Genomic DNA, 21,942 nt, shown 5'->3' on the forward strand with positions numbered 1-21,942 from the left:
CGTTTGAAGACTTTGCGCAAAAAGTACGGGGAGGGGGTCCATGGAAAGCGCCGCTAGCCGCATCGAAGCCATCCAATCCGCCCTCCGCGACGCCCACCTCGACGGCTGGCTCTTCTACGACCACCACAACCGCGACCCACTCGCCTACTCCATCCTCGGCATTCCCGGCGGCCACGTCACCCGCCGCTGGTACTACTTCATCCCCGCGACGGGCGAACCCCGCAAGCTCGTCCACCGCATCGAGTCCGGCCGCCTCGACCCCCTCCCCGGCTCCAAAGCCGAGTACTCTTCCTGGCAGGAGCTCGAGCAGAACCTCGAATCCCTCCTCACCGGCGCAACCCGCATCGCCCTCCAGTACTCCCCCCGCAACGCCATCATGTACGTCTCCCTCGTCGACGCGGGCACCATCGAGCTCATCCGCAGCTTCGGCAAAGAACCCGTCACCTCCGCCGACCTCGTCAGCCGCTTCGAAGCCGTCCTCACCGACGCCCAGATCGCCACCCACTACGAAGCCCAGCGCAAGCTCGACGCCATCCTCCAGGCCGGCTTCCGCGAGATCGGCAGCCGCGTCCGCGCCAACTCACCCGACGCGCACGAGCACGCCATCGTCCAGTTCCTCCAGACCGCCATCGATCGCGAAGGCCTCATCACCGAGTTCGGCCCCAACGTCTCCGTCGGCGCCAACTCCGCCGACTCGCACTACGAGCCCACCGCCGCCTCATCCAAACCCATCCACCGCGGCGACTTCGTCCTCATCGACATCTGGGCCAGGCTCGCCAATGACCCCAGCGCCATCTGGTACGACATCACCTGGACCGGCGTCATCGACCGCGACCCCACCCCACGCGAGCAGGAGATCTTCATCACCGTCCGCAACGCTCGCGACGCCGCCATCGCCGCCGTCGAGCAAGCCTTCGCCGCAAACAAGCCCATCACCGGCTACGAAGCCGACGACGCCTCCCGCGCCATCATCCGCGCCGCCGGATTCGCCCCGCAGTTCACCCACCGCACCGGCCACAACATCGGCACCTCACTCCACGGCAACGGCGCCAACCTCGACAACCTCGAAACCCACGACACCCGCCTCATCCTGCCCAACACCTGCTTCTCCGTCGAACCCGGCATCTACTTTCCCGGCGCCCACAGCGATCCCAACGCCTTCGGCATCCGCAGCGAAGTCAACATGATCACCCGTCCCGGCCGCGCCGAAGTCACCGGCCCCCGCCAGCAGGAACTCGTCCGCATCTAGCTGCTATCATCAAAGCTGATGGCTAACAACGCGCAAGCCCAGGCCCGCACCGCCGGTCAATCCTCTTCCCTGCCGCTCATGGCGCTCATCGCCGGCTGGCTCATCCCCGGCGCAGGCCACTTCCTCCTCAAGAAGTGGATTCGCGGCACACTGCTCTTCATCTCCGTCGTCGCGATGTTCTCCATCGGCGTCGCGCTCAAAGGCAAGGTCTACACGCCCAACACCGGCGAGCTTCTCGACATGCTCAACTTCTTCGGCGACCTCGGCAACGGCCTGCTCTACCTCATCGCCCGCGTCGCAGGCTGGGGGACGGCGCCCGTCGAACTCGCCACCGCCGACTACGGCACCAAATTCATGGTCGTCGCCGGCCTGCTCAACATCATCGCCGCCGTCGACGCTCACTCGCTGGCCACCGGGAGGAAGAACTCGTGACCCTCACCCACTTCAGCGCCGTGCTGATCTTCTCTTTCTTCACCTCAGTCGTCTTCGGCATCACGCAGCGCTCAGAGCCACGCATGATGGTCCGCTTCGGCGCCTACTGCTTCGCCCTGATGGTCGTCGGCACCATCGCCGCAAGCTGGCTCATGTACTTCATCAAGCACTAAGCTGCAGCGTCAGTTTTTTTGCATTTCCATTCTGCAGCGCAGTGGAGGAATCTGCTTCTCGCTTTTTGCTTGTCATTCCCGAAGGGAATCTGCGTTTGATGCCTGCCTGGGTCATCATCCCTGTAGCCCATCGTGAAACTTCACGCTAGCGTGGCTTCCATCGCAGAACGGCTTGTTCGAAGACTGCCCACACCGGCAAAGCGTCACCCGATTGCGCACCTCATACTTCTCCCCATCAGCCGACACCACCTGAACACCACCCCGCACCCACAGCGGCCCACTGCAATTCTCCGCCGGGTCCTCCACCAGCCCAATCGACTGCGCCAGCTCCGGCTCCACAGCCTTGCCTGAAGGCTTCTCCAGCAGCACCAGCCGCCCCGAAGGACAGTGCGTCTCCTCATGCACCACCGCCTTCCGCACCTCACCATCATCGGTCTCTTCAATCTGCCGCCAGATCGACCCGCCGTTATCGCAAAACCGCGCAAACGCGCAGAGCCGCTCCGCATCTTCCAGCACCATCCCCGGCCCATCATAGGTCTTCGCCTGTTCCTTATACGAAGCGTGGCTCGCCGTCTCCGTTCCATCAAACCCCACCTTCGCATGCGTGCCATCGCAAAACGGCTTCTTGTGCGAGTGCCCACAGCGGCAAAGCGCATACTGCGCGCCCGCTTCAAAATCCCGCCCGCGCTTCCAGGTCCACGACCCGCCCTCGTCATTCTGCGCGATCGTCTCCATCATCACCGGCAGCGAGCCCTTCACGATATAAGGCCCATTCTTCGTCACCTGAATCTGGCTCACCTTCTCCGCATCACTCATCGACATGTCCTCCCGCCCGGAAAGCATACTCCATTCACCGAATGTCATACATTCAGACTCGTCTAATTTCTCTCCGGTTAAAATCTCGCATCATGAAAATGACAGGATGAAAACTCACCCGTAACATGGGTCTCTAGTCGCTGGAGACAACCATGAAGACCCGAGTACGAACAGCACCCTGCCTCGCATCCGGCAAACTAGCCTGGTTCACATGGATATGTATCTGGAGCGCAATCGCCATGCCTGCCCAGACAGCTTCAGACGTGACACACTCCGGCATCGGCAATCCACAGGGATTACGCATGCTGGTCGATATAGATAACACCCAGCCAACACTGCGCATCGTACTGCCCGGCTACCCCATTACCGATCGAACAATTGAAGTCGTCTTCCCTGAACACGTCACCGTTAGAGAGCATGGAAGCAACGACGTCCAACACATCTATATGTGGCGCGAGGGCCATCAGGGCACTCCGCCAACGTGGCAAAGAAACGGAAATTCTCTGCAATACGAAAAGCACTTCGATGATGGCGTTGAGATGGTAGCACGGGCCACGCTTGAAGACGACGGCGTCCTGTTCGATTACGAATTTCGCAATCAATCGAGCACAGCATTTGATATGGTCTGGGCGCCAACCGATCCGAGGCTTACGTCCATCTTCCACGATGTGCGCCTCGAACGAACTTACGTCCACCATCAAACCGGCTGGGGACTGCTGGCAGCGAATACGCCGGAGAGGCTATCGATGCCCCTGAGCCAGTGGCTGCCGGCCCGCTATCACGACTCATACACATGGCCCGTCCCGGCAAAACTGGTCACGCGAGGAAGCGATGGAATTACCAACTACGACAATCCCATTGCTGTCGATGAGCCAGTCATCGCAACGCTTTCGCGGGACCATCAATGGGTCGTAGCGAGCTTTTCGCACAACACAGGAAATGTCTGGAGCAATCCCGAGCTTACCTGCCAGCACGTAGACGAAACCGCTCCTCTGCCGCCGGGAGGTACGGCTTCGCTTCAAGTCAAACTATTGATCGTTAAAGGGTCCCTGCAACAGGTGCTGAATCAAGTCGTAGCCGAGCGCAGTTCACTCAAGTAGCCTGCAAGACCGCCTCACCCCACCAGCAGTACGACGGCGTCTTCGGAAACGGAGCAATATACCCTTGCTCCATCTTCTCGATCCTGAGACCACCCTGCTCAATAAGCAACGGCATATCGCGCGTCAGATGACATCCCCCGAACGCACAGCCCCAAACGCGATCCAACCGCCTCTGCCAGCGCTCAACCTCAGCATCCGGCGACAAACCATGCTCAAAAAAGATAAGCCTGCCTCCAGGCCGCAGCACCCGCCGTATCCCCCGAATCGCCTCAACCACGCCAGGAATCGTGCAGAACGTCAACGTGCTCACAACCGTATCGACGCTCTCATCCGCCAGAGGAATCCGTTCTCCAGGCAGGTCAAGAAACTCAATCTCCACCTGCACCCTGCGCCTCTGCTCCTCCGCGCGCCGAAGCATCCCGCGGTTCGGCTCCAGCGCATACACTTTGTTCACTCGCGAAGTATCATAATGCGCGAAGTTAACGCCAGAGCCCGCGCCAATCTCCAGCACATCGCCCGTGGCCAGCGGAACAACGCGCCTCCGAATCTCCGCAATCGGCCCGGGATTTCCTAACAGATCCACAAGGCCCGGATAAACATGCTCGCGATAAAAAGACATCTCGGATACTCGAACCTTTATACCGCGCGAAGCAGCGTCGAGCATCCAGAGGCAGCAGCCAAAGAAAAACTCACCGCAAACACACACGTCCGCCAGCTATCTGCCGCCCCGCCACCGGCCAAGATGATAGCTGATCCCGATCTTCGCCCCCAGTTGATCGAACCCAGGATTGCTCGCGGCAAAGTAGCCGTTCGAAACATGAAAATACACAACCGGATCGACGCGCAGCTCCGTCCGCTCCGTCATGCTGATCTCAAGCCCGAAGTCGCCCTGAAAATTAAAGTTCGCATAACTCGACGCAGGCGAAAGAATCTTCTTCGGAAAGAAGATGCCTCCAGCCTTCCCCATCATGTAAGGTTTCACCTTCATATTGCTCCGCCACAGAAAGCGAAAACCAAACGGCGAAATCCCCAGCCCAGGCACCAGCTGCTGATTGGGACTCAACGGACCACCCCAGAAATTCTCCTTCGCCGGCTCACTCAAAATCGCAACCGGAAGAATCTCGACCACATAATCGATCTGCGCCTTCAGGAACCGGCCCCAGCTATGCCGGTCATACTCCACGCCCATCGTCCATATATTCGCCCGCGGCGCCGCACCAAAAATCCTGTAGTTGCCATACGAGATCATCCCGGCCGTAGCAATCTCGCTCTCAACCGGCTGCTTCCCAGGACTCACCGCAACGGTCGTTCCTGCTGTGCCCCCGTTGTTGGCCAAAACGGCATCCCTCGCGCTCTGTACCTGCGCAGTCAGGACAGAAGCAAAACACAACACGACCGGAGCAGCCACACAACTCAATCCACGGGGCCAGCAACCCAGCCTTCGACCCACAACGGAAAAGCATCGCAAATATGGATGGATGGCCACGAGGCCTCCATACTCAATGCCCGTCAACACTAGCACAGGCAGTCATCCATTGTCTGACCATGGAAATCATCGGCTCTGAACGCCCTGTCTTCCGGCAAAAATCACATGTCAAGCCCCAAAACCTGGGAAAAACCGGATAACATACTCAAACCAAAGGTGTTATTTCTTCCGCGAAGTTGGCGGTCGAGTTTCACTCCATCCGGCATAATGGAATTAAGCAGTCAGAAACAGGGCTCCAGCTCCCGCTGGAGCCTTAATCTTTTGAAATGAAGACTTTGCCAGAGAAGGGGACCCGCCATACCAATGGAATCAATCACTTACACAAGCCATCAGGGCCCAGGTCCAAACCCAAACCAAATAGAATGAAGACTTTGCGCAAAAAGTAGGGGATAGGGGGGTACCCGGCATCGCATCACCGTTTGGAAACTAGCCCCCGGTTACTCTTGTAATCTGGCGCAAATCCTTCTAGCTTCGCCACTTCGACCCGCGTATTCTGCACCTAACAACACGGTGGCAGGATGATTGTACGGCGAACTGAGACTGAGACCGCTAGTGCAAGGGCCATTTGGACACGCGATTTACTTGACTCCGATCCGGAGCTTGAGTGCCAGGAACTGACAACCCTGGCATCTGTGATCTGTGGAACTCCCTTGGGTCTGGTAACGCTCCTCGATGAGCGAAGCCAGTGGGCACGTGCGTCCGAAGTACTTAAACTAGGCGATACCCCCCGCGAGGCAGCCTTCTGCGTCCACGCCATCCGCCAGTCGGGTCTGCTCGTTGTCAAGGACGCGATGATGGATGACCGGTTCGCCTCCAACCCCCTAATCCTTGCCGAACCCACTCTCAGGTTCTACGCCGGCGTAGCCCTTGAAACCTCCGACGGCCACCAGTTCGGCACCCTCTCCGTCATCGACACCATGCCCCGCATCCTGACCGCCGAGCAGGACATGACCCTGCGGGTCCTCGGCCACCAGGTCAGCGCACGGCTGGAACTCGCCATGCAACGCCAGACACTCGACCGGGCGCTCGTGGAAAGAGAAGCGACTCAGGCCAGCCTGCGCGCCAGCGAAGAACTCTTCCGCGCCTTCATGAACGCCAGCCCCTTCCTCAGCTACATCAAGGACGCGGCTGGTCGCCTGCTCTTCTACAACAAGAGCTTCGCCCAACGCTTCGGCATCAGCGAGTACGCGTGGCTGGGCCGCACGGACGAGCAACTCTGGTCCCGCAAGCTCACCAAATCCGTCCGCGCCCACGACCTCGAGGTCATGGCCAGCGGACGCATCGTCGAATCAGAAGAGCACATCCGCGACGCCGACGGAACCGTCAGCTCCCTGCGTTCATTCAAGTTCCCCTGTCACGACTCAGCTGGAAACCTGCTCCTCTCCGGAGTCGCCGTGGACATCTCCGAGGAGGTAGCACACAAGCTAGAGCTGGAGCGCTACCAGCGCGAGCTTGAAGAGGCCAACGACCAGCTCCGACGCCTCGCCGTGACTGACGAACTCACCGGTCTGCGCAACCGCCGCGCCTTCGAGGAGCGACTGGTCATGGAGTTCTCGATGGCCCGCCGCCGCAAGCGCGACCTGGCCGTACTCCTGATCGACGTCGACGACTTCAAAGCCATCAACGACCGCTTCGGTCACGCCGCGGGCGACGAGGTCCTACGCCGCCTTGGCATGATCTTGCGAACGACGGTTCGCCTGCCCGACCTGCCTGCACGCTACGGAGGTGAAGAGTTCGCCATCCTGCTGCCAGAGTGCGGCGAGGAGGGCGCGATGGGCCTCTCTCGACGTATCATGCAACGCGTCGCAACCGAAGACTGGGAGAACGACCCCCTGACCATCAGCATCGGCATGGCCGCCATGAACGAGTCGCTCGAAAACGGATTCCAGCTGGTTGATATGGCCGATGATGCTCTCTATGCTGCGAAACGCGCCGGAAAGAACCGCGCTATGGCCCATAGCGCGGAGTGACAGAGAAAGCTCGGAACAATAGATTTTAAGTGTGAAGAGGGACGGAAATATCTCCGTCCCTCTTTGTTTCTCTATGAATCGCTTAGGACTCGGTGCTATTGTCCGAGCCTTCCGCAGCGTTCTGCTCTTCGAGCTGCTTAGCCAGCTCTTCGCGCTTCTTGGCACGAGCTTCTGCTCTCTTCTTCGCCTTCTCGTTGAGCTCCTGCTCTGCGCCGAGCAATTCGATAAATGCCATCTCGGCTGCATCTCCCTTGCGCGCACCCGTGCGGACGATGCGAAGGTAGCCGCCGTTGCGATCCCCGTAACGCGGAGCAACTGTAGCAAAGAGACGATCAACGGCATTGGCTGTCAGCAAGTACGCTGCAGCTTGGCGGCGCGCATGAACGGTCCCACGCTTGCCAAGCGTGATCATCTTCTCGATCAGCGGGCGCGACGCCTTGCACTTGGTGATCGTAGTCTCGATGCGATCCGTCAGAATGACGGAGGTGACGAGGTTGCGCAGAACTGCGCGACGATGGCTAGTGTTGCGGCCCAGCTTGAAGCCGCCATTACGGTGACGCATGGGGGATCTCCTTCGACCCGGCTTTTACCGTCGGTCGGTATCTCTGAAATATGCGCAAGCAGTGTCGCGCATTTGCTGCTCGATCAGCTTATTTCTGTTAGCTGAACGCTATTCGTTCCGGCGGCAGGTTGTACTGCCGCCGGAACAAGAGGTTAGAAATTCTCTGTCTCGCTGGGCATCACGAGGTCATCATCGTCCTCGTCATCCTCATCGTCATCGAAGTGTCCGAAGCTGGCGGCGAGTGTCGCTGCTGGCAACACAGAGGTCGGGCCAGGCTGCGGATTACCGTGCTCGTCAATCTTCATGCCGAGCGAGAGGCCCATCTGAGCGAGAATCTCCTTGATCTCGTTCAGCGACTTGCGGCCGAAGTTCTTGGTCTTGAGCATCTCGGCTTCAGTCTTCTGAATCAGCTCCCCGATCGTGGCAATGTTGGCGTTCTTCAGGCAGTTGTAGCTGCGCACCGAAAGCTCAAGCTCCTCGACCGAGCGGTTCAGGTTCTCATTGTGTATGACCGCGCCATCATGGCTCTCATGACCCGCCTCAATCTCCTCTTCAAAGTTGATGAAGATCGTCATGTGATCCTTGAGAAGCTTGGCGGAAAGACCGAGTGCATCAGCTGGAAGCACTGTTCCGTTGGTCCAGATCTCGATGGTGAGCTTGTCGTAGTCGGTGATCTGGCCAAGACGTGCAGCTTCGACAAGGTAGTTGACCTTGCGCACAGGCGAGTGGACTGAATCGACGGGGATGAAGCCCAGGCCGAGGTCTGCGTCGAAGTTCTTATCTGCGGAGACATATCCGCGCCCGCGCTTCAGGCGCATCTCCATGTCAATTTTGCCACCATCGGAGACGGTGCAGATGTAGATGTTCTTATCGAGAATCTCGACGTCTCCGTCAGCTTCGATCATGCCGGAGGTGACAACGCCGGCCTGGTCCGAGCGGAGATAGAGAGCCTTCGGGCCTTCCCCGTTGAGCTTGAAGGGAATCTGCTTCAGGTTCAGGATGATGTCAGTCGCATCTTCAACAACACCGGTAATGGACTGGAATTCGTGCAGCACGCCTTCGATGCGTACAGCAGTGACGGCCGCGCCTTCAATTGAAGACAGCAGCGTGCGACGGAGCGCATTGCCAATCGTGGTGCCGAAACCGCGCTCAAATGGCTGCGCGGAGAACTTGCCGTACTTATCGGTGAGTGTTTCGTTGTCGACTGCGAGACGCTTGGGCTTCTGGAATCCTCTCCAAAGCATGTATTTCTCCTTTATCCGTCCTGACCGCGAAGCATTCTGCGGACGGCGGGTGGTTCGGTTGCGTTATTCGGTTGTAGGCCAAACCAGCCTCCAACCTCTGGCGGTTAGCAATGCGCTAAAGGCCCGAGGCTGAAAGCTGTTTCTTACTTGCTGTAAAGTTCGACGATCAACTGCTCATTGATCGGCAGGTTGACGTCCTCACGCTTCGGCAGGGCGAGCACCTTGCCGGAGAAGTTATCGCGGTTGATGTCCAACCAGGCGACAGAGTTCTGACCGCTGGCGAAGTTCTTCGCCTCTTCGAGGATAGGAATCGACTTCGAACCCTCGCGGATGGCGACCTCATCGCCCACCTTGCACTGGAACGACGGGATGTTGACCTTGCGGCCGTTGACCTGCACGTGTCCGTGACGGACAAGCTGCCGCGCCTGGCGGCGGCTGATGGCAAAGCCCAGCCGGTAGGCCACGTTATCGAGGCGGGTCTCAAGCTGCTGGAGCAGAAGCTCGCCGGTGACGCCGGTCTTGTTCGAAGCCTTCTGGTAGTAGGCGCGGAACTGGGTCTCCAACGTGAAGTAGATGCGCTTGGCCTTCTGCTTCTCGCGGAGTTGGAGGCCGTAACCTACGACTTTTTTAGCCTTACGCGACTGACCGTGCTGGCCTGGGGGGAAGTTGCGTTTCTCAACTGGGCATTTCTCAGAGAAGCACTTTGCCCCCTTGAGGAAAAGCTTGGTACCGTCGCGACGGCAAAGGCGGCAGACGGCTCCTGTATAACGTGCCATGTTTCTTTCTCCTGACTTCGGGTGACGATCGGTTTACGCGCCGGCAGGCGTTTCAATCCCGATCCTGATTCGTTTTGATCTGCCAGCTCCATAACAGAGCTGGCAGTCAGTATTACACGCGGCGACGCTTCGGAGGACGGCAGCCGTTGTGCGGCATCGGCGTAACGTCGCGGATGCTGCGCACCTCGATGCCGGCCGTGGCGAGCGCGCGGATGGCAGACTCGCGTCCCGAGCCGGGGCCACTGACGCGGACATCGACCGAGCGGACACCGTGATCGCGGGCCAAAGTGGCCGCGCCCACCGCAGCCTGCTGAGCCGCAAACGGCGTGCCCTTACGTGAGCCACGGAAGCCGAGCGAGCCCGAGCTCTTCCACGACAGCGTGTTGCCAGCCTGGTCGGTGATGGTGACGATAGTGTTGTTGAACGACGCCTGAATGAACACGAGCCCAAATGGAACGTTCTTGCGCTCGCGCTTCTTGAACTTCTTGTTCTTGCCGGGCTTTGCAGCGGCTTTATTCTGAGTCTTTGCCATTTATTTCGTCGCTTTCTTCTTACCGGCAACAGTGCCCTTGCGCGGGCCTTTGCGGGTGCGAGCGTTGGTGTGGGTGCGCTGGCCACGGACTGGAAGCGAGCGGCGATGGCGAAGGCCGCGATAGGACTGAATTTCGATCAGACGCTTGATGTTGAGTCCGACCTCTTTACGCAGATCACCCTCAATCTGACCCTCAGTCTCGATGACGTGGCGGATGCGGTTCAACTGATCCTCATCAAGCGTAGAGATCTTAGCGTAGGGATCAACATCGGCCTGCGCCAGAATCTTCGCAGCGCGCGAGTCACCGATCCCGTAGATATAAGTGAGCCCGATACGAACCTGCTTGTTGGCAGGAATATCGACTCCAGCAATACGTGCCATGGGATTCCTTTTCAGTAGGGCCCTGCGGCATGGCCACAGAAGGCTCGTTATGGGTTTGCGGTTATCCCGCCGGGTTCATCGCAAGCCTGACATCGGCTAACTAGCCCGAAGGGGCCGGTTACTGCTTACCGCAGATTTATCTGCGGCATCAGGCCGAACTAGCCCTGACGCTGCTTATGCTTGGCATTCTCGCAAATCACACGCACCACACCACGGCGGTGAATGATCTTGCACTTGTCACAAATCTTCTTTACTGACGCACGGACCTTCATACAACTCCTTCAAGAACAGCTTTCAACCTTTAGCTCGTGGCTTCCAGTTAAACAGGTACTCAGACAGCGCCACATCCACCTTTTAAGCCAGAAACGTCGCTACTTGTAGCGGTAGACGATGCGGCCACGGTTGAGGTCGTACGGACTCAACTCAATCGCGACACGGTCACCGGGAAGAATGCGAATAAAGTTCTTGCGCATCCGTCCAGAGACGTGCGCAAGTGCTTGATGCTTGTTCTCAAGCTCAACCTTGAACATCGCGTTTGGCAGGGTCTCGACAACGACTGCCATCACCTCAATTGCATCTTCCTTCGACAAACGATCTCCCTCAAGTAGGCAAATGACTTAAGTTATTGGATTTCTGCAACCTGCCCATGACAAAACTGGCAATCCCCGCCAGCCCATTAACAAGGCATTCTGCACGCAGCATCTTTGATCATACACCAAAACCGGTCGAAACTTCTAGCGTGTCAAAACCTGAGGTCCATCTTTTGTGATGGCCACGGTGTGCTCGAAGTGGGCGCTATAGCTTCCGTCATTGGTTACAGCGGTCCATCCATCCTTGAGTACGTGAACTCCAGCCCCACCAGCATTGATCATCGGCTCAATCGCCAGCACCATGCCTGCCTTTAACCGGGGGCCCTTGCCTGCCTCGCCGAAGTTGGGAACCTGAGGGTCCTCGTGCATACTGCGCCCGATTCCGTGCCCGACGAACTCGCGTACAACCCCAAACCCTTCTGCCTCACAGATTCTCTGCACAGTTGCAGAGATGTCACTGAGTCGACCGCCGACCTGGCACTGCTTTATGGCCTCTTCGAGGGAATGCAAGGTTACATTCAACAACTTTCGTGCATGGTCGCTAACCTTGCCAATCGGGTATGTAACAGCAGCATCGGCATAGTATCCGTCGATGATCACTCCGCAATCAATTGAAAGGACGTCGCCCTCTTTAAGGACGCGCTTAGCATTGGGCATTCCATGAACGACCTCTTCATTTACTGACGTGCAGAGTGCCGACGGATAGCCGTGGTATCCCTTGAAAGCAGCTTTTGCGTCAAGCTCAGCAATTTTTTTGACGGCGATCTCTTCGAGATCCATCGTCGAGACACCCGCGACGACATGCGGCGCAATCGCGTCATGCACCTGCCGAAGAGCCCTGCCGGAGACGCGCATCTTTGCTATCTCTTCAGGCGTCTTGATCATGATGGCCATGAGCGTTCTAAACCTGGGCCTTTCCGCGCAGATGGCGAAGCATTTCAACAATGGCGGAACTGACCTGTTCGACCGGTTGGCTGCCGTCAACCTGACGGAAGAGATGCCCCTTGTCATTAAAGTAGGCGATTACAGGTGCCGTCTTCGCTCGGTACTCGTCCATGCGCTTGTGAAATGCCTGCTCGGTGTCGTCCGTGCGCTGTTCAAGGGGTGAGCCATCGACATCACAGACATTTTCTCGCTTCGGAGGGTTCGAGTAGATATTGTAGATATGCCCCGAAGGGCAAATGCGCCTTCCAGTGATGCGCTTCAACAGTTCAGTTTCATCTACAACGATGTTAATAGCCACAAACGGAAGCGAAAGAGATACTTTGTCTCCGCCTTCATCTGAGCAACGCAAGCGTTCGATGTAGCTTGCCTGCGCCGTCGTTCGCGGATAGCCATCAAGGATAAATCCGCCCTCGGTGTCCTGCGCATTAAGACGCTGCGCCACCATGCCGTTCACGATCTCATCCTCAACCAAATGTCCGTGGTCCATCCGTGCCTTGGCCTCACGACCAAGCTCCGTCTTGCGAGCGATGTTATCGCGCAGGATATCGCCAGTGGATATCTGCGGAATGCCGAACTTGGCCATCAGTAGCTTTGCCTGGGTTCCCTTACCAACACCAGGTGCACCAAGAAGAATGATCGGCCCGGGTAAAAACCCTGTCTCCGTCCGGGCCGGTTGCGTCATCGTCTCAGGTTGGCTCAAGTCTCGCTTCCCTACCAGCTCTTGCGCCCGCGAATACGTCCGCTCTTCGGGGAAAAACCCTCATAGTGACGCATCACAAGCTGTGCTTCTATCTGCTGAATCGTGTCCATCGCCACCCCCACAACGATCAGCAGCGACGTACCGCCAAAGTAGAACGTAACGCCAAGACCGTTCGTGACCCAAGTGGGCAGGCTGTCAAACGCTCGCCCAATCAGCCAAAGGTGATTGAAGTGGATACCACTGATAAGCATCTGCGGTATCAGCGAGATGATGATCAGGTAGATGCCGCCAACCAAAGTCAAGCGCGTCAGCACATCATTGATGAAGTCCGCGGTACGCTTGCCCGGACGGATGCCGGGAATGAAGCCGCCGTACTTGCGCATGTTGTCTGCAATGTCATCCGGACGAAAAACAATCGAGATATAGAAGTACGCAAAGAAGATGATCGAAACGCAGTAGAGCAACTCATACCACGGCTCGCCAGGAGCAAGTGCGCGGAATAGCGGCCCGAAGATCGGCGAGTCGTGCATTGAATAGCCGAAGACAGTCGCGTTGGCAAAAAGCAGAGGGGCCGAAAGAATCGACGCCGCGAAGATGACCGGCATCACACCGCCAGAGTTAACTTTGAGTGGAAGATGCGTAGACTGCCCGCCCATCATCTTACGACCAACAATGCGCTTGGCATACTGCACCGGGATCCGACGCTCAGACTTTTCAACGTACACGATGAATGCCACAACGGCTATCATCATCACGACCAGCATTACCAAGGCGATGGGCGTAAATGCTCCCCATGCATCGTCACGAAACTTGGTATAGAGGTCGGCAATGCCAGAAGGCAGTCCAACCACAATGCCGGCAAAGATCAACAGCGACATTCCATTGCCAATACCGCGGTCAGTAATCTGCTCACCCAGCCACATGATAAAGGCCGTGCCAGCCGTCAGCGTCAGCACGCAAAGCGCTATAAACGAGTACTTGGGAATCGTCACCATCGAAGAACCAGTCGATGTGCCGGTCAGTGTTAGTGCAATTGCCAGCGACTGCACGATACCCAGAAGGATCGTGACATAGCGAGTCCATTGCGTAATCTTGCGGCGGCCGAGCTCCCCTTCTTTCTGAAGCTTCGCCAACGGCTCGTAGATTACCGTTAGCAACTGAAAGATAATCTGGGCCGTGATATACGGCATGATGCCCAGCGCAAAAATCGTCAGCTTGCGCAGATTGCCGCCAGAGAACAGATCAACCAAGCCAAGCGCAGACCCGGCGTTCTGATTGAAGAACTGTGCCAACATGTCACTATTGATGCCGGGTGTTGGGATGTGGCCGCCGAGACGGTACACAGCCATCATGCCAAGCATGAACAACACACGCTTGCGCAGGTCAGGGATGCGGAAGATGTTTGCGAACTTCTCGAACATCGGTCTGGAATTCCTTCGGCGGGCCGCTTGTCTTTGAAGCCCACCCCGGAGGCATAACCCCCGTCTTCAAACAGAGTTTCGGGCATGGACGAACTATGCCCTTCAGACAAGTTTAGCTGATCAAGACAGCCTTGCCGCCAGCCTTCTCAATCGCCTCCTGGGCGGTCTTTGAAAACTTGTGCGCATGGACCGTAACGGCAGTCTTGATTTCTCCGTTATTCAGCACCTTGACCAGTCCATTCTTCTTGCGCAGCAGCCCCAGAGCAACGATCTTATCGAGGGTAAACTCCGTGACCTTCTGCTCAGCCGCGATCTCCGCCAGCCGGTCAAGACCCAGCACCTGGTATTCCACCCGGAAAATGTTCGTGAAGCCGCGTTTTGGCAGACGACGATGAAGCGGCATCTGGCCGCCTTCAAAACCACGCATCAACGACGAACCCGAACGGGAGCCTTGCCCCTTGTGACCACGGGTAGAAGTTTTACCCATGCCCGAGCCCATACCACGTCCGACGCGTTTTTTATTCTCGTTCGCCTTCTTCGGCGCGCGCAGATTGGAGAGATTGCGAATTGCCATATTTTCCTCGCTCTAGCGCCACCTAACCTCAAAGTCAGGCGACTCGCATGTAAATTGCCCCTTTGCGGGCGATTGAACTACTCGACGACGCGGACCAGATGGGGCACTTTGGCCACCATTCCACGGATCGAGGGTGTATCTTCACGCTCGACGATCTGGTTCAGCCGAGTAAAGCCAAGGCCCTTGATAACAGACTTGTGCTTAACCGGTGTAGCGATCTTCGAACGGTAGTACTGCAATTTAATCGTTGCGTTCTTGGTAGCCATCGAACTAAAGCTCCTCTGTTGCTTTACCGCGCAATGCGGCGACTTCTTCCTTGTTGCGAAGCTGGGTGAGAGCATCGAACGTGGCCTTAATAACGTTGTGTGGATTGGCCGAGCCAAGATTCTTAGTCAGCACATTTTGCACACCGGCTGCGGTCATCACGGCACGCACTGTCTTACCAGCAATCACGCCGGTTCCTTCCGGAGCAGGCTTCAACATCACCTGGCCTGCGCCAAAGTGGCCGAGCACCTGGTGCGGAATCGTACTCTGAGACAGGTTGACTCTATGCAGATTCTTCTTGGCGGACTCGATCCCTTTGCGAATAGCCTGCGGAACCTCTTTCGCCTTGCCGGAGCCATAACCCACAACACCCTCGCCCGGATCGCCGATAACGACCAGCGCCGCAAACGACATGTTTTTGCCGCCCTTGACGACCTTCGTCACGCGATTGATGGAGACGACCTCGTCCTTCAAGTTGAGCCGGTTCGCATCGATCTTCTTCTTGATTGCCATATATATCTAATCCAGCTTTCTGGCAGCCTATTTTGAGGCGCCGTAAAGAAACTTAGAATTCCAGTCCGGCTTCGCGAGCCGCATCAGCAAGCGCCTTGACGCGACCGTGATACAGATAGCCGCCACGGTCAAACACAACCTTCTTGACGCCCTTCTCTTTGGCACGCTCAGCAATCAGTTTACCCACTTCACGGGCAGCAGCGACATTGCCACCATAGCCCTTCGTCTCGCCCTTCTTGCCCTGCGTCGAAGCCGAAGCAATGGTTAAGCCGTTCTGATCGTCGATGAGCTGAGTGTAAATATGGTTGAGCGAACGGTAGACATTCAGGCGCGGACGCTCTGCGGTGCCGGACATTTTCTCGCGGATGCGAGTATGTACGCGCTTCCGGATGACGTTGCGTGGACGGGGTGTAATCATGATTCGCGTTCCTTCCTAGTGGCGTCGCCAGAATGCCGACGACGTTCGGTCTATTGTATTGCGGGGCATCAGCAGAACTTAGCGGATGTTCCACCAGAGTTTATTTGGCCCCAGTCTTGCCGACCTTCTTCTTGAGCTTCTCGCCGGTATAACGGACGCCTTTGTTCTTGTATGGATCAGGCTTACGCAGAGCACGCATATCCGCAGCAACCTGCCCTACCTTCTGCCGGTCGATACCAGTGACGGTCAGGTGAGTCTGCTTCGGATCAATCGCAACTTCAACACCAGTGGGCAACGGAAACTCAATAGGATGCGAGTAGCCAAGCGTGAAGACGACTAACCCTTTACCCTTCATCTCGGCACGGTAGCCGATACCGACAATGTCGAGCTCCTTCGTCCAGCCTTTCGTGACACCGGTGACCGCGTTGAAGACAAGCGCGCGAGCGAGACCGTGGAAGGCTGCCTGGCTGTCATTCTGCCGCTCCGTAACAATCGCGCCGTCCTTCTGAACCAACGCGATCCCTCCAGGAAGCAAAGCGGTGACTTTGCCCTTAGGGCCTTCGACCAGAACTGTGTTGCCGTTGACGGTGTACTTCACACCGGAAGGCAGAGCAATCGGCTTTTTGCCAATACGTGACATATCTCAAATCCTTTAGCGGCTTGCGAGTCCCGAAAGATCAAAAGATCGTCCGTTCCACTGCAGCCAAGCGAGGGTAAACCCCGCGTAAACTACCAAACTTCGCAGAGGACCTCGCCACCCACGCCTTCACGGCGAGCCTGACGACCAGTCATCACGCCCTTTGGCGTCGTCATGATCGAAATGCCAAGACCGCCCTGAACGCGGCGAATCTCGTCGCGACCCAGGTACACGCGGCAGCCGGGACGCGAAACGCGCTGAAGATCGCGGATAGCGGCTTCATTGTTCGTGCCGTACTTCAGATAAACACGCAGCACTTTCTGGCCATTCTCTTCGGTCGGCTTGTAATTGGCAATGTAACCCTCTTCTTTGAGAATGCGGGCGATCTCGCTTTTGAGCTTCGACGCCGGAACATCGAGCTTTTGGTGGCGCGCACGAATGGAGTTGCGGATGCGCGTCAAAAAGTCTGCTACTGGATCGGTAAGATTCATTTACTCTCCTTCATTTCCCGTTCGCTCGACGAGCCTCGCCCGATGAGAACCAGCGGAAATGTCTATTTCTGGTTGTATCTCCAGACGTCTGCACCAAAAGCTCGCGCCCTGATGAGGTCTCTGGAAATATGCACACCAGCAAAGCCGGGTGCGGAGGACTTCTTTATTCTACCAGCTTGACTTCACAACACCTGGGATCTCGCCCTTGAGCACCAACTGTCGGAAGCAGAGACGGCACACACCGAACTTCCGAAGGAAGGCGCGTGGCCGGCCGCAGAGCTGGCAGCGGTTATGCTGACGGGACTTGAACTTCGGCTTTCTTGCATCTTTGACACGTTTTGCTGTCGTTGCCATATGTACTCTCAATCCTTACTGCAAACTTATAAACCTTGTTCGAACTAAGCTCCGGCGCGGAACGGCATCCCGAAGCCCTTGAGCAGGGCACGGGCTCCGTTATCGTCCGCCGCAGTTGTGACGATCGTGACGTTCATGCCCTTCAGCTTATCCACCTTCGCATAGTCGATCTCGGCAAAGATGAGTTGATCGCGCAGGCCAAGCGTATAGTTGCCGCGGCCATCGAAGCTCTTCGACGAGACACCGCGAAAGTCACGAACGCGCGGAAGCGCAATCGAGATCAGGCGGTCGAGGAACTCGTACATGTTGTCGCCGCGTAGCGTCACCATCGCGCCGATGGGCATTCCCTCACGCACCTTGAAGGCCGCGATGGACTTCTTCGCGCGCGTCGTCACCGGCTTCTGTCCGGTGATCGCGGCAAGATCAGCCACCAGCGGATCCATGATCTTGACATTCTGAGTCGCCTCGCCCAAGCCCATGTTGACGACAATCTTTTCCAAGCGCGGAATCGCCATCGGGTTGGTGATGTTGAGCTCCTTGCTCAACGCCGGTCTGATCTCTTTTTCGTATTTCTCTTTAAGCCGCGTTGCCATGTGTATCTTCTCTTTCTCCACGGTCTCCGGATTGGGTCAAACCCGTGTACCGATGCGTGGGGTGAACCTTTGAATCAACAAAACAAACTGTGCTTACTTCTTCTTGTCGGGAATCACGTTCCCGCTCACCTTCGAATAACGAACATTGCGGTCGCCCTCAAGGCGCCGTCCGATGCGTGTCTTGTTCCCCTCGCCGTCAATCAGCATCACGTTCGAGATGTGAATCGGCGACTCCTGGTCGGCGATGCCGCCCTGGATGTTCCGCTGCGGGTTGGGACGCAGGTGCTTCTTGACCACCATCACGTGCTCGACCAGAATCCGGTCGCTACCCGCGATGACACGCAGAACGCGGCCCTGCTTGCCCTTGTCCTTACCGGAGATCACTTCAACCCGGTCATTACGCTTAATCTTGATCTTGCCCCTCACAGCGGGCTTTTGTTTCGTTGGCATTACTCTCTCCTGCCTCGGCAATCTGTCGGAGCCGGAATCCGGTTGAATTCTTTAACTAAATGACCTCAGGCGCCAGCGAGACTATCTTCAAAAACTTCTTCTCGCGAAGCTCACGGGCAACAGGTCCGAAGACGCGCGTTCCAACCGGCTCGTTGGTGTCGTTGATGACTACAGCCGCATTCTGGTCGAAGCGGATGTAAGTCCCATCCTTGCGCCTGCACTCCTTGCGCGTGCGGACGATCACGGCCTTGACGACCTTGCCCTTCTTCACCGTTCCATCGGGCGCAGCTTCTTTGACGGCAGCTGTGACCACATCGCCCAGGCTGGCCTTTTTACCGAGACCACCGCCCAGAGGCAGAATCACCTGCAGCTTGCGAGCGCCGGAGTTGTCGGCAACGTCAAGGATTGTTCTCATTTGTACTGACATTGTTCGGCTCCTGAACTTCTAAAACGAATCCTGATTACTTGACTTCGGCAGCTTCCACTGTCTTGTCATCAGCAAGCGCCAGCGACGAGCGGCGCACAATCTCTTCAAGCGACCACCGCTTCAGCTTCGACAATGGACGCGCCTCGCGGATACGAACCACATCGCCCACACGGGCTGAGTTCTGCTCGTCGTGCGCATAGAACTTCTTGTTCGACTTGATTACACGCTTGTACTTGGGATGCGCCTTGCGCATCTCGATCTCGACAACAATGGTCTTCTGCATCTTTGTCGAGACAACCAGGCCGACCTTCTCGTTGCGGCGCGAGGCCGGTGCTTCAGTTGTCGCGGCTGCTTTGCTCTTGGTGTCTGCCATAATTAGTCCCTCTTCGCTTTCTTGCGGGCGGTGCGAGTGCTCTTCGCGGGTGCTGCGTTCACGCGGGCAGGGTTGGCTTCCTTCTTGGCGGCCAACTCGCGCTGGCGCTGTGCCGTCTTGATACGCGCGATGTCGAGCTTCAGCGTACCCATCTTCTTGAGGCCCTCGGTATTGCCGAGCGTCTTCTGGAAACGGATGCGGAAGAGTTGTTCGGCGGCCTTGGTGTGCTCGGCCTGAAGCTCGTGATCACTGAGGTTGCGAATCTTTTCAAAGTCCATTGTCTTATCCTTCAAATCTTCCAGTTACTTGGCAGCCACGGTCGCCTTGACATCGTGGCGCTGGACGAATCCGGTTTTGAGCGGCAGTTTGTGCGCCGCCAGCCGCATCGCCTCTTTAGCCATCTCGGGTGTAACACCCTCCATCTCGAACAGAATACGGCCTGGCCGCACCACGCAGACCCAGTGGTCCGGAGCACCTTTGCCCTTACCCATACGGGTTTCGGCCGGCTTCTTCGTGATCGGCTTGTCCGGGAACAGCCTCAGCCACACCTTGCCGCCGCGCTTGATAAAGCGGGTCATCGCGATGCGACTCGCCTCAATCTGGCGGTCCGTAATATAGCCGCACTCCATCACCTTCAGGCCATAATCTCCGAACGACAGTTCAGAGCCGCGCCACGCCTTGCCCGTCATGCGGCCGCGCTGCTGCTTGCGATACTTGACCTTCTTTGGCATCAACATAATGAAACCCCTAGCTTAGCTGCCAGCTTCTGGACTCACGCCAGAACCAGCCGAATCAAAACCTATTCAACATCTGCCAGACAAACTGGCCACTTCATTGACTACGAAGCGAACGCGCCAGCCGTCAGGCTCTGGTCACGACGCCTCTTCTGCTCGTAGATATCGCCGCGATAGATCCAGGTCTTCACGCCAATGATTCCGTAGGTCGTCTTGGCCTCGGCGAAGCCGTAGTCGATATCCGCACGCAACGTGTGCAGCGGCAGGCGCCCCTGAAGATACCACTCCGAGCGCGCAATCTCATTGCCGTTCAGTCGGCCCGACACGCGAACCTTGATGCCCTTGCAGCCGAAACGCAGCGCGGAATCAACGCTTTTGCGCATCGCGCGGCGAAAGCTGACGCGCTTCTCCAGTTGCAGTGCAATGTTCTCAGCCACAAGCTGGGCATCGAGCTCAGGCTTGTTCACCTCAAGGATGTCGATAAACACCTCTCGGTTCGAGCGCTTCTGAATATCAGCCTTGAGCTTGTCTATCTCCGCACCCTTGCGTCCAATGATGATGCCGGGACGCGCCGTGCGGATGATCAAGCGCAGCTTGTTGCCTGGGCGCTCAACCTCAACCGAGCTGACACCAGCGGCCTTCAGCTTGTCGCGCAGCTCAGCCTTCAGCTTGACGTCCTCGACCAGCAGTTTGTCGTAGCCGCGCTCGACAAACCAACGCGACTTCCACGGCTTGTTCACGCCGAGGCGAAACCCATACGGATGGACCTTCTGTCCCATAGCTTCCCTTTACTTTTGTGCCCTTTCCGGTTGAGCCGGCGGGCGGTAATGCAAAACCCTTTAAGTTTACAAGAGCCCGTTACTCTTCGGTCTTCTTGCTCGCTGCCTTCTTCGCCGGGGCCTTTTTGGCCGCGGGTTTCTTTGCCACTGCAGTCTTCACTGCCTTCTTGGCGGCCTTCTTCGCGGGCTTCTTCGCCGGAGTTACCTCGGGCTCGTTCACCGTCGTCACCACAGTCAAAGGCTTCTTCTCCGCCACTGTGACGATGATGTGCGCCAACCTGCGCTGGTAGCGAAACGCGCGGCCCATTGGGGCAGGGCGAATGCGCTTCATGCGCGGGCCTTCGTTGGCAACCGCCTGCTTGACGTAGAGGTTGTCCACATCCACGTCGAGATCGTGCTCATCACTCGCAAACTTTGCGTTCTGAATCGCCGAACGCAGCACCTTCTCGACCACCGGAGCGATGCGCTTGCTGCTGAAGTGCACCGTGTTGAGAGCCTGCTCGACGCGGAGTCCCTTAATCAGGTCAAGGACGAGCTTCGCCTTCTGCGGGCTGGTGCGCTGGAACCGCGCCTCTGCGCGAAACTCCCGTACTTTTTCTGCCGTTGCGTTCGCCATAACTTCTTCTTCCTGTCGAAATCAAATCTTGCCGTAAATCGCTCGTCTTACTTCGGCTTCGTCGTGGTCTCAGCAGCCTTCGCCGAGTGGCCCTTGAAGGTGCGGGTCGCAGCAAACTCACCCAGCTTGTGGCCCACCATGTTCTCCGTCACATAGACCGGAATGAACTTGCGCCCGTTATGCACAGCCAGCGTGTGGCCGACGAAGTCCGGATGAATCGTGGACCGACGCGACCACGTGCGAACGACCTTCTTATCGTTGGTCTGGTTCATCACCGTGACCTTGGTCATCAGGTGGGTGTCGATGAAGGGTCCCTTTTTGGTTGAACGTGCCATCTGCTTA

Annotated in this window: 34 protein-coding genes; 5 read left to right on the forward strand and 29 right to left on the reverse strand. The window is 57.3% G+C overall.

Annotated features, from left to right (window positions below; all coding sequences use genetic code 11):
- The first annotated feature begins 40 nt into the window (after nt 1–40).
- The 3 genes from IEX36_RS15510 to IEX36_RS15520 are packed head-to-tail and all read left to right on the forward strand — an operon-like array spanning nt 41 to nt 1,854.
- Nucleotides 41–1,249, forward strand: a complete 1,209-nt coding sequence (locus IEX36_RS15510) for a M24 family metallopeptidase (protein WP_188760487.1) — start codon at nt 41–43, stop codon at nt 1,247–1,249.
- 18 nt (nt 1,250–1,267) lie between these two features.
- Complete coding sequence (locus IEX36_RS15515; protein ID WP_188760488.1) at nt 1,268–1,681, forward strand: DUF6677 family protein; 414 nt, start codon at nt 1,268–1,270, stop codon at nt 1,679–1,681.
- Nucleotides 1,678–1,854, forward strand: coding sequence for a hypothetical protein (locus tag IEX36_RS15520; RefSeq protein WP_188760489.1), 177 nt, complete (start codon nt 1,678–1,680; stop codon nt 1,852–1,854). Before IEX36_RS15515 ends, IEX36_RS15520 begins: the two co-directional genes overlap by 4 nt.
- Before the next feature lie 114 nt (nt 1,855–1,968).
- Here the strand turns inward: IEX36_RS15520 and IEX36_RS15525 are convergent, their stop codons facing one another.
- Nucleotides 1,969–2,676 carry a CDGSH iron-sulfur domain-containing protein gene (locus IEX36_RS15525; RefSeq protein WP_229669061.1) on the reverse strand — a complete coding sequence of 236 codons (708 nt, stop codon included), beginning with the start codon at nt 2,674–2,676 and terminating at the stop codon, nt 1,969–1,971.
- A gap of 146 nt (nt 2,677–2,822) precedes the next feature.
- Between IEX36_RS15525 and IEX36_RS15530 the strand changes: the two genes are divergently transcribed.
- A complete protein-coding gene (locus tag IEX36_RS15530; protein WP_188760490.1) occupies nt 2,823–3,770 on the forward strand; it encodes a hypothetical protein in 948 nt (315 codons plus the stop codon).
- On the opposite strand, the gene IEX36_RS15535 is transcribed toward IEX36_RS15530, so the two are convergent.
- Both IEX36_RS15535 and IEX36_RS15540 read right to left on the reverse strand, forming a co-directional pair.
- Nucleotides 3,763–4,389: a class I SAM-dependent methyltransferase gene (locus IEX36_RS15535; RefSeq protein WP_188760491.1), complete on the reverse strand. Its 627-nt coding sequence runs from the start codon at nt 4,387–4,389 to the stop codon at nt 3,763–3,765. The two genes, IEX36_RS15530 and IEX36_RS15535, sit on opposite strands and share 8 nt — an antisense overlap.
- Nucleotides 4,390–4,485: 96 nt before the next feature.
- Nucleotides 4,486–5,106 carry an acyloxyacyl hydrolase gene (locus tag IEX36_RS15540; protein WP_188760492.1) on the reverse strand — a complete coding sequence of 207 codons (621 nt, stop codon included), beginning with the start codon at nt 5,104–5,106 and terminating at the stop codon, nt 4,486–4,488.
- Between the two features lie 800 nt (nt 5,107–5,906).
- On the opposite strand from IEX36_RS15540, the gene IEX36_RS15545 reads away from it, so the two are divergent.
- The gene (locus IEX36_RS15545) at nt 5,907–7,226 is read left to right on the forward strand and encodes a GGDEF domain-containing protein (RefSeq protein ID WP_188760493.1); all 1,320 of its coding nucleotides are present in this window, start codon (nt 5,907–5,909) and stop codon (nt 7,224–7,226) included.
- A gap of 82 nt (nt 7,227–7,308) precedes the next feature.
- Here IEX36_RS15545 and rplQ read toward each other — a convergent pair whose 3' ends face one another.
- The 26 genes from rplQ to rpsS all read right to left on the reverse strand — a co-directional run bounded on the left by rplQ (nt 7,309) and on the right by rpsS (nt 21,935).
- The gene (rplQ, locus tag IEX36_RS15550; RefSeq protein ID WP_188760494.1) at nt 7,309–7,788 is read right to left on the reverse strand and encodes a 50S ribosomal protein L17; all 480 of its coding nucleotides are present in this window, start codon (nt 7,786–7,788) and stop codon (nt 7,309–7,311) included.
- Between the two features lie 152 nt (nt 7,789–7,940).
- A complete protein-coding gene (locus tag IEX36_RS15555; protein WP_188760495.1) occupies nt 7,941–9,032 on the reverse strand; it encodes a DNA-directed RNA polymerase subunit alpha in 1,092 nt (363 codons plus the stop codon).
- A gap of 143 nt (nt 9,033–9,175) precedes the next feature.
- A complete protein-coding gene (rpsD, locus tag IEX36_RS15560) occupies nt 9,176–9,808 on the reverse strand; it encodes a 30S ribosomal protein S4 (RefSeq protein WP_188760496.1) in 633 nt (210 codons plus the stop codon).
- A 112-nt stretch (nt 9,809–9,920) separates the two neighbouring features.
- On the reverse strand, nt 9,921–10,340 hold the full coding sequence (rpsK, locus tag IEX36_RS15565) for a 30S ribosomal protein S11 (RefSeq protein ID WP_188760497.1): 420 nt from the start codon (nt 10,338–10,340) through the stop codon (nt 9,921–9,923).
- Nucleotides 10,341–10,721, reverse strand: a complete 381-nt coding sequence (gene rpsM / locus IEX36_RS15570; RefSeq protein WP_188760498.1) for a 30S ribosomal protein S13 — start codon at nt 10,719–10,721, stop codon at nt 10,341–10,343. It abuts the gene before it with no gap.
- Nucleotides 10,722–10,879: 158 nt separating this feature from the next.
- A complete protein-coding gene (gene rpmJ, locus IEX36_RS15575; RefSeq protein ID WP_188760499.1) occupies nt 10,880–10,993 on the reverse strand; it encodes a 50S ribosomal protein L36 in 114 nt (37 codons plus the stop codon).
- Nucleotides 10,994–11,092: 99 nt separating this feature from the next.
- Nucleotides 11,093–11,311: a translation initiation factor IF-1 gene (gene infA / locus IEX36_RS15580; RefSeq protein ID WP_013581270.1), complete on the reverse strand. Its 219-nt coding sequence runs from the start codon at nt 11,309–11,311 to the stop codon at nt 11,093–11,095.
- A gap of 144 nt (nt 11,312–11,455) precedes the next feature.
- The gene (gene map / locus IEX36_RS15585; RefSeq protein WP_188760500.1) at nt 11,456–12,205 is read right to left on the reverse strand and encodes a type I methionyl aminopeptidase; all 750 of its coding nucleotides are present in this window, start codon (nt 12,203–12,205) and stop codon (nt 11,456–11,458) included.
- 7 nt (nt 12,206–12,212) lie between these two features.
- The gene (locus IEX36_RS15590; RefSeq protein ID WP_188760501.1) at nt 12,213–12,938 is read right to left on the reverse strand and encodes an adenylate kinase; all 726 of its coding nucleotides are present in this window, start codon (nt 12,936–12,938) and stop codon (nt 12,213–12,215) included.
- 29 nt (nt 12,939–12,967) lie between these two features.
- The gene (gene secY, locus IEX36_RS15595) at nt 12,968–14,377 is read right to left on the reverse strand and encodes a preprotein translocase subunit SecY (RefSeq protein ID WP_188760502.1); all 1,410 of its coding nucleotides are present in this window, start codon (nt 14,375–14,377) and stop codon (nt 12,968–12,970) included.
- A 112-nt stretch (nt 14,378–14,489) separates the two neighbouring features.
- A complete protein-coding gene (gene rplO, locus IEX36_RS15600; protein WP_188760503.1) occupies nt 14,490–14,951 on the reverse strand; it encodes a 50S ribosomal protein L15 in 462 nt (153 codons plus the stop codon).
- 77 nt (nt 14,952–15,028) lie between these two features.
- A complete protein-coding gene (gene rpmD / locus IEX36_RS15605) occupies nt 15,029–15,217 on the reverse strand; it encodes a 50S ribosomal protein L30 (RefSeq protein ID WP_188760504.1) in 189 nt (62 codons plus the stop codon).
- A gap of 4 nt (nt 15,218–15,221) precedes the next feature.
- A complete protein-coding gene (gene rpsE / locus IEX36_RS15610) occupies nt 15,222–15,728 on the reverse strand; it encodes a 30S ribosomal protein S5 (RefSeq protein WP_229669062.1) in 507 nt (168 codons plus the stop codon).
- A 52-nt stretch (nt 15,729–15,780) separates the two neighbouring features.
- A complete protein-coding gene (gene rplR / locus IEX36_RS15615; protein ID WP_188760505.1) occupies nt 15,781–16,146 on the reverse strand; it encodes a 50S ribosomal protein L18 in 366 nt (121 codons plus the stop codon).
- Between the two features lie 100 nt (nt 16,147–16,246).
- Complete coding sequence (gene rplF, locus IEX36_RS15620) at nt 16,247–16,786, reverse strand: 50S ribosomal protein L6 (RefSeq protein ID WP_188760506.1); 540 nt, start codon at nt 16,784–16,786, stop codon at nt 16,247–16,249.
- Between the two features lie 89 nt (nt 16,787–16,875).
- Complete coding sequence (rpsH, locus tag IEX36_RS15625; RefSeq protein ID WP_188760507.1) at nt 16,876–17,274, reverse strand: 30S ribosomal protein S8; 399 nt, start codon at nt 17,272–17,274, stop codon at nt 16,876–16,878.
- A gap of 168 nt (nt 17,275–17,442) precedes the next feature.
- Complete coding sequence (locus IEX36_RS15630) at nt 17,443–17,628, reverse strand: type Z 30S ribosomal protein S14 (RefSeq protein WP_188760508.1); 186 nt, start codon at nt 17,626–17,628, stop codon at nt 17,443–17,445.
- Between the two features lie 44 nt (nt 17,629–17,672).
- Complete coding sequence (gene rplE / locus IEX36_RS15635; RefSeq protein ID WP_188760509.1) at nt 17,673–18,221, reverse strand: 50S ribosomal protein L5; 549 nt, start codon at nt 18,219–18,221, stop codon at nt 17,673–17,675.
- Nucleotides 18,222–18,314: 93 nt separating this feature from the next.
- Nucleotides 18,315–18,671 carry a 50S ribosomal protein L24 gene (rplX, locus tag IEX36_RS15640; protein ID WP_188760510.1) on the reverse strand — a complete coding sequence of 119 codons (357 nt, stop codon included), beginning with the start codon at nt 18,669–18,671 and terminating at the stop codon, nt 18,315–18,317.
- A gap of 55 nt (nt 18,672–18,726) precedes the next feature.
- A complete protein-coding gene (gene rplN / locus IEX36_RS15645; RefSeq protein WP_188760511.1) occupies nt 18,727–19,098 on the reverse strand; it encodes a 50S ribosomal protein L14 in 372 nt (123 codons plus the stop codon).
- A 34-nt stretch (nt 19,099–19,132) separates the two neighbouring features.
- A complete protein-coding gene (rpsQ, locus tag IEX36_RS15650; protein WP_188760512.1) occupies nt 19,133–19,471 on the reverse strand; it encodes a 30S ribosomal protein S17 in 339 nt (112 codons plus the stop codon).
- 2 nt (nt 19,472–19,473) lie between these two features.
- The gene (gene rpmC, locus IEX36_RS15655) at nt 19,474–19,749 is read right to left on the reverse strand and encodes a 50S ribosomal protein L29 (RefSeq protein ID WP_188760513.1); all 276 of its coding nucleotides are present in this window, start codon (nt 19,747–19,749) and stop codon (nt 19,474–19,476) included.
- 24 nt (nt 19,750–19,773) lie between these two features.
- Entirely contained in the window at nt 19,774–20,208 is a 435-nt protein-coding gene (rplP, locus tag IEX36_RS15660; protein ID WP_188760514.1) for a 50S ribosomal protein L16, read from the reverse strand.
- A gap of 101 nt (nt 20,209–20,309) precedes the next feature.
- Nucleotides 20,310–20,984, reverse strand: coding sequence for a 30S ribosomal protein S3 (gene rpsC, locus IEX36_RS15665; protein ID WP_188760515.1), 675 nt, complete (start codon nt 20,982–20,984; stop codon nt 20,310–20,312).
- A 79-nt stretch (nt 20,985–21,063) separates the two neighbouring features.
- Nucleotides 21,064–21,600: a 50S ribosomal protein L22 gene (rplV, locus tag IEX36_RS15670; protein WP_188760516.1), complete on the reverse strand. Its 537-nt coding sequence runs from the start codon at nt 21,598–21,600 to the stop codon at nt 21,064–21,066.
- A 47-nt stretch (nt 21,601–21,647) separates the two neighbouring features.
- Nucleotides 21,648–21,935 carry a 30S ribosomal protein S19 gene (rpsS, locus tag IEX36_RS15675; RefSeq protein ID WP_188760517.1) on the reverse strand — a complete coding sequence of 96 codons (288 nt, stop codon included), beginning with the start codon at nt 21,933–21,935 and terminating at the stop codon, nt 21,648–21,650.
- Nucleotides 21,936–21,942: the final 7 nt, after the last annotated feature.

It is taken from the genome of Edaphobacter acidisoli, assembly GCF_014642855.1.
Classification (GTDB): Bacteria; Acidobacteriota; Terriglobia; order Terriglobales; family Acidobacteriaceae; genus Edaphobacter; species Edaphobacter acidisoli.